Annotated in this window: 1 protein-coding gene; it reads right to left on the bottom strand. The window is 72.8% G+C overall.

Going from position 1 to position 622, the window contains the following annotated elements; all coding sequences use genetic code 11:
- A partial coding sequence (locus AC2W7G_RS18015) for an MFS transporter (RefSeq protein WP_485869638.1) occupies positions 1-517 on the bottom strand: 517 nt, incomplete at its 3' end.
- Between the last annotated feature and the right edge of the window lie 105 nt (positions 518-622).

Genomic DNA, 622 nt, shown 5'->3' with positions numbered 1-622 from the left:
GGGCCCGGCGGTTGGTGGCCGAGCACGCCCACCGCGGTCCAGGGCCGCCGCAGGCGGCGAGGGCGAACGGCACGTGCAGGTTGAGGTGCTCGACCAGCTTGCCCGCGGCGTACGGCGCCAGGCCGCCGCCGATGAAGCGGACGAAGCCGTACGCGGCCGACGCGACCGGACGCTCGACCGGCGCGACGATCATGACCGCCTGGGTGGTGAGCGTGTTGTTGATGCCGATGAAGATGCCGGACACGATCACGCAGACCATCAGCACCGTGCGCTCGTCGGGGAAGGCGGCGATGACGGCCAGCACGATCGCGAAGCCGGTGAGGGCACCGTAGAGCGAGCGGGCCGTGCCGAAGCGCGACTGCAGGCGCGGGGCGCCGACGACCGAGAAGACCGCGACCAGCAGCCCCCAGCCGAAGAAGACCCAGCCGAGCTCCATCGCGCCCAGCTCCATCGGGAACGGCGCGTAGCCGAGCATGGTGAAGAAGGCCCAGTTGTAGAGCAGGGCGGCGACGCTCATGAGCATGAGGCCGCGGTGGCCCAGGGCGCGCAGCGGTGCCGACACCGAGGTCGGGCGGGCCCGGACGCGGGGGTGGCCGGCAGCAGGACCGCGGTGGCGACCAGC

The sequence above is a fragment of the Aeromicrobium sp. PFPM2_SD2 genome (genome assembly GCF_057364525.1).
This window is presented reverse-complemented; position numbering and strand designations above follow the sequence as displayed.